Genomic DNA, 10,748 nt, shown 5'->3' with positions numbered 1-10,748 from the left:
GAGGCAATCCTTATGCCAGAAAGATTCTCTTTAAGTGCATCCATAACATCGCTTCAGCTCGTCATACCAATCCTTGCCATATCGCTGATTTCTATGAGAAACGAAAAAGACAATCGCAAGCTAGTTCTACTAAGCCACATGCGATTGCCTCTATACATCGTCTCATAAGGACCATGTATTACCTCATAACGCATAACAAACTTTATGATTACGGTTCAACCCAAAATCATTAAAGTTGTCCATGCCATATTATTGTAACACCTTATTTTGCCATTTCACACAGTGCTTAGCTCGAGTTCAATTACACAAGATACGAGAGCGTTTGACACGGGTCTCACTCGTTCTATCTCCAATCTTCAACAATCTATTCCTAGACTGTTGAAGCAAACAAAGCATACCCTTTTATGTATTAACAGTCACTTCCCTGACTGTTAATACCGTATCTGTATAGCAGGCATAGCCTGCAACAGTTACAGCAAACTAGGAAATCTGACGCAGAACTTTTAGATGAGAGTTTGCTCTGCAAACTTCTATTTTCCTTCTACAAAGAAATAACATATCTTTAGAGGCAGGAAAAACTACCCCTAAAGGGAGCTTTATCTGTAACCCGTTAAAATCCGGGCTTTTCTTGACTATAATTGGGTAAAGAAGCATGTTTTTCCGACTTTTGGTATAATAGAGACAAATATACTCACAGACTAGATTATGAGACTTTCTGCGACACTCTTTTATACTCCTGATGAGATAGAGGTAAGAGTGAAACTCGTGTCAAATGCTCTCATCTCTCGATGCAAGAAGTCACTAGAAAGAAGATTCTATGAAATTATATTATGCAGCTATTCGTTATCCATTGACCACCTTTCTAGCAGAACTAGCAAGGAACTATACGCAGGAAGGGAAGCGGGTCTTTTACATTGCCCCCAATTCCCTCTCCTTTGAAAAAGAGCGGGTAGTATTGTCTACTGTAAAGGAGAAAGGCTCCTTTGACATGATGGTGACCCGTTTTGAACAGCTGGCACGCTATTTTACTCTCAATCAGGGAAGGCAGGCAAAAACGCTGGACGATACGGGATTAGTCATGCTCTTTTTCAGGCTTTTGTCGCAGATGGAAGATACGGAATTTCAAGTCTATGGCAAGGTCAAACAGGATATTGCCTTTATCCAGCAACTGGTCGACCTATACAAGGAAATGCAGCGTTCGAATGTGACCGTTGGGGATTTGGTGCAATTGGATTCTCCCGATAAAGAGGCAGATTTGGTGAAGATTCTGACGGCTTTTGACAATCTGATGATGGCAGAAGGCTTTCAAGTTTCTACTAAAATAGCTCAATTCCGTAAGGTTGTCGAATCCGGTCAGCTAGACCAAGAACTAGCAGATGTGATCCTCGTTGTGGACGGCTTTACCCGTTTTTCCGCAGAGGAAGAAGCCCTCGTTGCAGCTTTGAATGGACGTGTAGCAGAATTGGTCATTGCCACCTATGCGAGCCAAAAAGCCTATCAGGCAACCTATATCGAGGGCAATATCTATCAAGCGGGTGTGGAATTTCTTCGTCATTTAGCGCAGACCTATCAGACCAAACCTAGTTATATAGCAGGTTCAGAAGAACTAGATGCCTTGGGAAAACTGTCGAGCAATATTGAAGCTCATTATGATTTTTTGGGGCGTCAGCTAGAATTGACAGCCGAAGATAAAAAAGCTGTTCGGCTATGGGAGGTGACCAATCAGAAAGAAGAAGTCTGTCAAGTGGCACTCGCTATCCGGCAACTGCTTCATCAAGGCACACGATACAAAGATATTGTAGTTCTTCTTGGAGATGTGGATAGCTATCATTTGCAGATTGGGAAAGTCTTTGACCAATACGATATTCCCTACTATCTAGGTCGGGCAGAGGAGATGAGCCATCATCCCTTAGTGCATTGGATCGAATCTTTGGAACGCTTGAAGCGCTACCGTTTTAGGACAGAAGACATGCTCAATCTCTTGAAATCGGGTCTCTATCAGCAGTGGTCTCAAGAAACAATCGATCTATTTGAGCAGTACCTCTTGTTTGCAGATGTCAAGGGACAGGCTCAATTTGAGCGTGCCTTTACTGCTAAAAATGGTCACCGCTATGATTTGGAAGAACTAAATCATGTCCGCGAGAAACTCATGGCACCGCTGACAGTTTTCTTTAAAGCCCGTGCCCAATCTGGCAAGAGTTTACTAGGAAAATTCCGTGATTTTTGTGAAGCAAGTGCCCTACCAGCGAATATGGAAGCCCTATCAGCAAGTTTTGGACAGTTGGAGCAGGAAAAGGATGAACAGGTCTGGAACCGCTTTGTCCATCTCTTAGAGGATATGCACCAGATATTTGGAGATGAGAAGCTGACAGTCGCTGATTTTTTATCCATCCTACGGGCAGGTATGCTTGCCAGTACCTATCGTGTCGTACCTGCGACAGTTGATGTGGTACGGGTCAAATCCTACGATCTGATTGAGCCTCATACAGCTAAGTATGTCTTTGCCATTGGCTTGACCCAGACTCATTTCCCAAAACTAGCAAAGAACACCAGCCTACTGACTGATGCAGAGCGAGTGCGAATAAACGAAGCGATAGGCCGTTTCGCCAAGTTTGATGTGGTCAGCCGTGAGAATGTCAAGAAGAACCATTTTGCCATGATTTCGCTAGTCAATGCGGCGAGTGAACAGCTAGTCTTATCGGCTCCACAACTCGCCAATGAAGCAGAAGATACCCTATCGCCCTACCTGCAGCTCTTGCAAGAAATGGGGATTCCCAAAGAAGAAAGAGGGAAGCATACTGGTTTTCAACGGGATGATGTGGCACATTACAAGAGTTTGTTGGCCCGCGTCATTGAAGCGAATCGCTTGCCCTTTGAAGCGGAGTGGACCAAGGAAGAAGAAACTTTCTGGCATGTTGCTATTCGCTATCTGCGTAAGAAATTAGAGCAAGAACAGATCGTGATTCCAGCCATTACAGGTGATGTTGAGACTAGCCCCTTGGAGGCAGACACGCTTGCTACTCTCTATCCAGCAGGGACACCGCTTATCTTATCTGCTTCTAGTTTGACAGATTTTTACCAGAATGAATATTTGTACTTTGTCAAGCATGTTCTGCGCTTGAGGGAACGAGACAGTATTCACCCTGATGCCCGCAGTCATGGAAATTTTTTGCATCGGATTTTTGAGCGGGTCACGACGGATCATAGCACCCGTCCCTTTGATGAAAAATTGCAACAAGCGATGACAGAGACCCGCCAGGAGCCGTCTTTTGCCACCCTTTATCAATTCAATGCGGAAAGTCAATTTTCAGAAACAGTTTTGCTAGATATTGCACGGGCAACATCTTTGGTCTTACAAGATGAGCCTATTACGCAAGTTGTAGCGAATGAAGCTGTCTTTGGAAGAGAAGAAACGCCATTTTTAACCTTGGAGAAGGGGCGTCCTGTTCAAGTGGTAGGAAAAATTGACCGCTTGGATCAGCTGACTGCTAATCAGGCTTTCGGAGTGGTGGATTATAAATCAAGTAGCAACCAGTTCCGCATTGATACATTTTACAATGGCCTTAGTCCCCAGTTGATGACCTATATTGCAGCGGTTCAGCAATTGCCAGCATTCAGTCAAACAGAGAAAATTTTTGGTGCCATGTATTTGCACATGCTAGATCCGATTGTAAAATTGACAGACACCAAGTCGGAGGATCAGATACTAGCAAACGCCTATAAATCTTTAGTTTATAAGGGATTGTTTTTGGAAGAAGAGAGCAATCGTCTCAATCATCTATATGCCAAGACCAAGGCTTCGCTCTTTACCCAGCAGGATTTGGATACAATGCTAGCCTACAACAGAACCCTGTATCAGCATGCGGCTGAGAAGATTGTAGCAGGTCAGTTTGCAGTTAATCCCTATACCGAAGATGGACGCTCCGTGGCTGGTGAGCAATTGAAGGCTATCACAGGTTTTGAAGCTGACCGCCACTTTTCTCTAGCCCGCCCACTGGTGAAAGGTGGCAAGAAAGAGGAGTGGCTAGACAGAATGAAGAAAGGAGTAGCCGATGAGGTTTGAAGCATTTTTAAGTCCAGCTGATATTGCAGCGTTACAACAAGAAGAAGCCCAGTCAGATAAGGTGCAAAAACGAACCCCAGAGCAAATCGAAGCCATCTACACCAATGGACAAAATGTCCTCGTATCGGCATCTGCTGGCTCTGGTAAGACCTTTGTCATGGTAGAGCGGATTTTGGATAAGATTAAGCGAGGGATTGGGGTTGACCAACTCTTTATCTCGACCTTTACAGTTAAGGCAGCAGGTGAGCTGAAGGAACGGATTGAACGACAGCTGACCAAGGCTATTCGTGACAGTCAAGATGAGGAGTTGAAACGGCATTTATCTGCACAGCTGACCCATCTGCCCAATGCTGCGATTGGAACCATGGATGCCTTTACCCAACAGTTGGTGGTGACCTATGGCTACCTTTTGGGAATTGCGCCGACCTTCCGTATTTTGCAAGATAAAAATGAGCAGGATTTGCTCAAACAAGAAGTGTTTTCAGATCTAGTGAGCGACTACATGGCAGGAAAGGATCAAGTGGTCTTCCAGCAATTGGTGCGGAATTTTTCTAGTCATCGTAAGGATCTGAAAGGCTTCCGGGAGGTTGTCTATCAGATTCATACCTTTAGCCAATCGACCAGCCATCCTAAGGACTGGCTTCAGGAAAGATTTTTGAAGGGGTATGAGCGCTTCACGACCCTTGACAGTCTTCCAGCTTCGACTTTTGAGGGATTGTTAGATAGTATGGAGCGGGCTGCGAATGACTTACAGGATCTAACGGACTTACCTGACTATAAAAAACAAACAAAAGCTGGCAAGCCAACGGCTCAATATACCAAGCACATAGCAATCATCAGTCAATTGAGGGAACTATTGGCAGAGCAGGACAGGGACAGCAAAATGGAGTGCTTATACTCAACGGAAATCAAAAATAGACCAGAAAACACAGTCGAGGATCGAACTGGAGTCCATCAAGACAAGTTGACAAAGTATCCTTTTGATGTTCAAAGAGTATTACCAGAAGTGGTTGCACAGTTGGTAGCCATACTGCCGTCGGGTTCGGAGGTGACTGTGGCGGGTGAAAAATATCCTGTCTTTAAAGACTTACAGGAGCGTTTGACCAATTTAAAACATCTGGAAACGGTACTTGCCTACCAGCCTAAAATCTTGCCTCTCCTTGGTCTCTTGAGGGACTTTGTACTTGATTTTTCAGACCAATACCTTCAGCGCAAGATGCAGGAAAACAGTTATGAATTTACAGATATTAGCCATTTTGCCATCCAAATATTAGCAACTTACCCAGAGATTCGTAGGCTCTACCAGTCGACCTATCATGAGGTCATGGTTGATGAGTATCAAGATAATAACCACATCCAAGAGCGGATACTGGACTTGCTATCAAATGGGCATAATCGTTTTATGGTAGGAGACATCAAGCAGTCCATTTACCGTTTCCGTCAGGCAGATCCACGTATTTTCCAAGAGAAATTTGAGCGCTATCAAGCAGATCCAAGCGCAGGCAAATTGATTCTGCTTAAGGAAAATTTCCGAAGTCAGTGCGAGGTGCTAGACGCGACTAATGCCATCTTTACTCGCCTCATGGACAAGGCGGTTGGTCAAATCAACTACGATGAGACCCATTGTCTAGTCGCAGGAAGCGATCGCCAGAAAATTCGACAGCCCCATCATCAAATGGAGTATTTGATTTACAATACCGATGTTGATGCTGATAAAGAAGAAGACTTGGAGCAAGACGAAGTCAGCGCAGGTGAAGTAGAGCTGGTTGCCAAGGAAATCATCCGCTTGCACACGGAAGAACAGGTGGCATTTTCAGACATCACCTTGCTGGTGTCTTCGCGCACCCGCAATGAGCGCATTTTAACCAGCTTTGAGCAACACGGCATTCCATTGGTATCTGATGGCGGCGAAGCCCACTATCTCAAGTCCTTAGAAGTTATGGTGATGCTGGATACGCTTCGAGCGATTCATAATCCGTTGAATGACTATCCCTTGATTGCCCTCTTGAAATCCCCCATGTTTCGCTTGACAGAAGATGAGTTGACACGGATTGCCTTGCAGGCTGATTCGGCTTATTTCTATCAGAAATTTCAGCATGCCTTGAACGCCAGCGGAGTTCATCCCCAATTGATCTCTCCAACCTTGAAGAAAAAGTTGGCACATATCGAGGCTCATCTGGTCAATTGGCGGCTTTATGCCAAGACTCACTCGATCTATGACTTGATTTGGAAGATTTTCAATGAAAAGTTGTACTATGACTATGTTGGAGCTCTGCCCAATGGTGAAAAGCGTCAAGCAAATCTGTACGCTCTCGGTTTGAGGGCAAATCAGTTTGAAAAGACGGGCTTTAAGGGGCTAGCACGCTTCATTACTATGATTGATAAGCTGATTGCTAGCGATAATGACCTGGCAGATGTGGAGGTTGTCCTTCCGCAGAACGCAGTTCAGCTCATGACCATTCATAAGAGCAAGGGCTTGGAGTTTAAATACGTCTTTCTCCTAAATATGGACAAGGATTTTAGCCGTCAGGAAAGTCGAAGTCCGATTGTCCTTAGCAGGGAAAACGGGATTGGAGCCCAGTATCTGGCAGATATGAAAGACAAGTTTGACACGCCCCTGCCCCGGGTGCGTGTCCAGATGAACACCCTCCCCTACCAGCTCAATCAGGAAGAATTGAAACGCCTGAGCCTATCTGAACAGATGCGTTTGCTCTATGTTGCCATGACACGAGCTGAACAAAAACTCTATCTGGTGGGAAAAGGAAGCCGAGAAAAACTGTCCAACAAATATGATGGAAAATCCCGTTTGGGCGTATTAGCCCAGTCTACACGGGAATCCATGACCAATTTTCAGGATTGGATTCTAGCGATCGAACAAGCCTTTCAGGGACAGGATCTACATTTCAAGAAGACCTTTGTAGAAGCAGAAGACTTGATCCCAGAAAAGATTGGCAAATTAGCTGTACCATCGCACCTACCAACAGATGATCAGCGGGAGAACCGTCAGTCAGAGGATATTGTAGCTGCTCTGGATCAATTGGCAGCTGTTGAAAAGCTCAACCAAGACTACCGAGCTGCAATCGATCTGCCCAGCGTTCGAACACCGAGCCAGATTAAGAAACTCTATGAGCCAGTTCTAGCAGATGATGGTCTTGAGATCATGGAAACCTATGTTCCAAATCGGAAGTTTATCCTACCTGATTTCAGCAGCAAACAAAAAGTAACGGGAGCCCAGATTGGTTCTGCCGTGCATGAATTGATGCAACGCTTGCCCCTTGTACCGCCTATTACAGCTGATCTTGTGACAGATACGCTTCTTCAAGTGAACGCAGAAGAAGCTGTTAAAGAACAGATTGATGTGTCCAAGATTGTCGCTTTCTTTGAAACGCCACTGGGTCAAGAAATTCTAGCACACCGTAATCTGGTGCGCAGGGAGCAACCCTTTGCCGTCTTGCAGCGTGATGTAGAGGCAGAGGAAGACTATGTTCTACGTGGAATTATTGATGGATTTATCCACTATCCAGACCGCATAGTCCTCTTTGACTACAAGACGGACCATTATCAGCAGTCAAGCCAATTGGCTGAACGCTACCGCGGTCAAATGCAGCTCTATGCAGATGCCCTCCAGCAAGCCTACCAAGTGTCAGTAGTAGAAAAATACCTCATCTTACTAGGAGGAGACACGATCGAGGTGGTCCACCTGCCATAGAAATCTACCTCAAGCCTTGTAAAGAATAGCTTGAGGCAGTGCTTGAATGGGTTCTGACTAGAACCCGGGACAAAAGTCAAAACCATATAGAAAAAGCGAACAAGTTGTATTTTCTGTGATTCAGAATGTATTCTTGTTCGCTTTATAGTTTATATAGCTTAGAGTACAGCAAGACGAGTTGACGAAGTAATAAAAGATATACTAAATGCCTATATTGGCTGATGTCATCAGCCTTTACGAATATAAGGAGAGCAGGAAAGAATCTTTATAGCCGTCCTTTCTGACAGCCGAATGAATGAGCTTAAAGACAAGGGATGGATATTTCAGTATGGTAAGTCGATAGTGAGGATGTATCAAGGTGAATGCAAATGAGGCTAGATTCCTCATTTGTGGTATAATAAGGTGAGAAAAGGAAGTACCAGTGGATATGAATCAGCCAAGAATTGACATTGAGCATTACAAACAATTAGCCCAGCAGAAGCAAGGGGAACATCGCAAATTTTTAGCGACGTTGAAGAAGAAAGCGCCCAAGGATTTGGATAAGATTGTCCAGCAGGTGCATAGGGAAGTATTTGAAGAGATTGACTGCACGGCATGCGCCAATTGTTGCAAGACCCTAGGTCCCCTCTTTACCGAAGCGGATATTACCCGCATTGCCAAGCATTTTCGCATGAAACTGCCAGCTTTTGAGGAGCTTTATCTCAAGGTCGATGAAGATGGTGACAAGGTCTTTCAAGCCATGCCCTGTCCTTTTCTGGGCGAGGATAATCTTTGCGCCATTTATGATGTTCGCCCCAAGGCTTGCCGTGAATTTCCTCATACAGACCGCAAGAAGATTTATCAAATCAACCACTTAACCATAAAAAATACCCTTACCTGTCCTGCCGCCTATCTCTTTGTGGAGAAGCTAAAGGAACGCTTGTGAGAAAAATTGAATGGAGCAGCTCTAGGCTGCTTTCTTGTTTTTATGGTTGTTCCTACTTGAGGAAAATCAGAAGTAGGGTTTTTGGCGCGTGAACAGTTCCGGCGGAGTTTTGTAGCCTAAGGTATCCTTTGATTTTTAAAGGCTGTCAACCCTTATTTTCGACTTTGTGCTATACTATCAGTAGAGTATAAATATTTGGGAGAGAGCTGTTTCGTTCCTCTTTTTAAGAGGAGTCACTACCTGCGACTGTTGAAGAAAACTTCGCTTTCTTCATATCCGCCCAATCTCTTCCCAGCCTGTTTTGACGAAAACTTTGTTTTCTTTATATCCCACCTCCACCAGTCTCTCCCCAGACTGTTTTGACGCAAACTTCGTTTTCTTTATTTCCGACCTCCACCAGTCTCTCCCCAGACTGGTGGAGCTAGTACAATGATCAACCAGACGAAACAAGTAAAAAATATAGATGATCAAGGAGGAAACATGATGTCTATTCAACAAGTATTACAATCCTTGGATAAGATTCAGGAATGGCAGGAGGAAACCTACAAATTTCTTCATCGTCATCCAGAATTATCAATGCAGGAAACGCAGACCGCACAATTGATTTTCGATTGTTTGCAAGGCTATGGCTATCAGACACAGCTGATTGGTGGTGGTGTTGTCGGCATTTTGCAAAATGGAGAGGGACCGACAGTTCTTTTCCGAGCCGATATGGATGGTCTTCCTATTAAGGAAGAGACGGGGCTGGACTATGCCTCACAGGTTGTCATGAGAGATCTAAATGGGGATATGGTGCCAGTCATGCACGCCTGTGGTCATGATGTCCATATAGTAGCTGGACTGGGCGCAGCCTGGGCATTAGCTACGTATAGGGATGAATGGCAGGGGACCTATATCGCCCTCTTCCAACCAGGTGAAGAAATCGCTGCTGGAGCAAAAGCCATGATAGAAGATGGCTTATTTGAGAAAATTCCACGCCCCGACTTGGCACTAGGTCAGCATGTCCTGACGGAACCTGTGGCAGGGAAAGTCGGTACCCGGTCAGGTTCTTTTTTGTCCAGCGCTGCCTCATTAAAAATCACGGTTTATGGTCAAGGGGCACATGGTTCCATGCCACATCTAAGTGTAGACCCCATTGTTATTGCTTCATCTATTGTGATGAGATTACAGACCATTGTGGCTCGAGAAGTTGATCCTTTTCAATTTGCCGTCGTATCTGTCGGCAGTTTTCAGGCAGGCTTAAAAGCCAACATTATTCCTGATACAGCGACCTTGCTGGTCAATATTCGGACATATAATGAAACAGTCCAGCAGCAAGTGCTAGACAGTATTAAGCGTATTGTTCATGCCGAATGTGAAGCAGGTGGTTGTACGAGAAAACCCGAGATAGAAGTCTTTGACCGCTATCCGCTGACCGACAACGATCCCCAAATCACAGTTGAGGTGACCCAAGCTTTTGAGACCTATCTGGGGAAAGGACGAGTAGTAGCTTATCAGCCTATGACTGCTTCGGAAGATTTTTCCTACATTCCACGCGCCCTCAATATCCCCTATCTCTACTGGGGATTTGGAGGCTTCACAGAAGAGCAGGAAATCTATGCCAATCACAATCCCAAATTCGCACCCGCTATCCAGCCCACTCTTCGAACAGGCACAGAAGCCGCACTTGTGGCGATACTACGCTATCTAGGAACTGAATGAACCAGCCATTTAGCCTATATCTAATCTAACTCTATTCATCAGTCCTAAGCAAGTAGCTGATGGGGAAGATACTAAAACAGTCGCATCCCACAATGCGGCTGCTTTAGTATGCTAACTGCCATTACGGCGAGAAGAAGTTTTGGAGCATTTCAAAAGTGGGATCTTTCAGTAAGGCTGCCTGTGCTTTTGTTGAGCATAAGTCAACGCAGTGGTCAGTAAGTTCTATAGTTGTTTCACTCTAAAATCCATGATATAATAGAACCATGACATATAGTATTGATTTTAGAAAACGTGTAATCTCTTTCGTTCAGGAAGGGCATACTCGAACAGAAGCCTGCGAACTATTTGGT

Annotated in this window: 4 protein-coding genes and 1 pseudogene; all 5 read left to right on the top strand. The window is 44.8% G+C overall.

Going from position 1 to position 10,748, the window contains the following annotated elements; translation table 11 throughout:
* Window positions 1-233 (top strand): annotated as a pseudogene (locus tag BU200_RS09465) (IS110 family transposase); the annotation flags it as partial.
* 584 nt (window positions 234-817) lie between these two features.
* Window positions 818-4,063, top strand: a complete 3,246-nt coding sequence (gene rexB, locus BU200_RS09460) for an ATP-dependent nuclease subunit B (RefSeq protein WP_075099911.1) — start codon at window positions 818-820, stop codon at window positions 4,061-4,063.
* Complete coding sequence (gene addA / locus BU200_RS09455) at window positions 4,053-7,772, top strand: helicase-exonuclease AddAB subunit AddA (protein ID WP_075099910.1); 3,720 nt, start codon at window positions 4,053-4,055, stop codon at window positions 7,770-7,772. The genes rexB and addA overlap by 11 nt, the downstream gene beginning before the upstream one ends.
* A gap of 427 nt (window positions 7,773-8,199) precedes the next feature.
* Entirely contained in the window at window positions 8,200-8,697 is a 498-nt protein-coding gene (locus BU200_RS09450; RefSeq protein ID WP_075099913.1) for a YkgJ family cysteine cluster protein, read from the top strand.
* A gap of 483 nt (window positions 8,698-9,180) precedes the next feature.
* Window positions 9,181-10,398, top strand: coding sequence for an amidohydrolase (locus BU200_RS09445; protein WP_075099912.1), 1,218 nt, complete (start codon window positions 9,181-9,183; stop codon window positions 10,396-10,398).
* Window positions 10,399-10,748: the final 350 nt, after the last annotated feature.

The sequence above is a fragment of the Streptococcus acidominimus genome, from assembly GCF_001921825.1.
In the GTDB taxonomy this organism is placed as follows: domain Bacteria; phylum Bacillota; class Bacilli; order Lactobacillales; family Streptococcaceae; genus Streptococcus; species Streptococcus acidominimus.
The sequence above is the reverse complement of the archived record's forward strand: the minus strand, read 5'-3'. Positions and strand labels throughout refer to the sequence as shown.

Coding starts and splice junctions, on each gene's coding strand:
- rexB (WP_075099911.1), top strand. CDS start 818: ATGAAATTATATTATGCAGCTATTCGTTATCCATTGACCACCTTTCTA.
- addA (WP_075099910.1), top strand. CDS start 4,053: ATGAGGTTTGAAGCATTTTTAAGTCCAGCTGATATTGCAGCGTTACAA.
- BU200_RS09450 (WP_075099913.1), top strand. CDS start 8,200: ATGAATCAGCCAAGAATTGACATTGAGCATTACAAACAATTAGCCCAG.
- BU200_RS09445 (WP_075099912.1), top strand. CDS start 9,181: ATGTCTATTCAACAAGTATTACAATCCTTGGATAAGATTCAGGAATGG.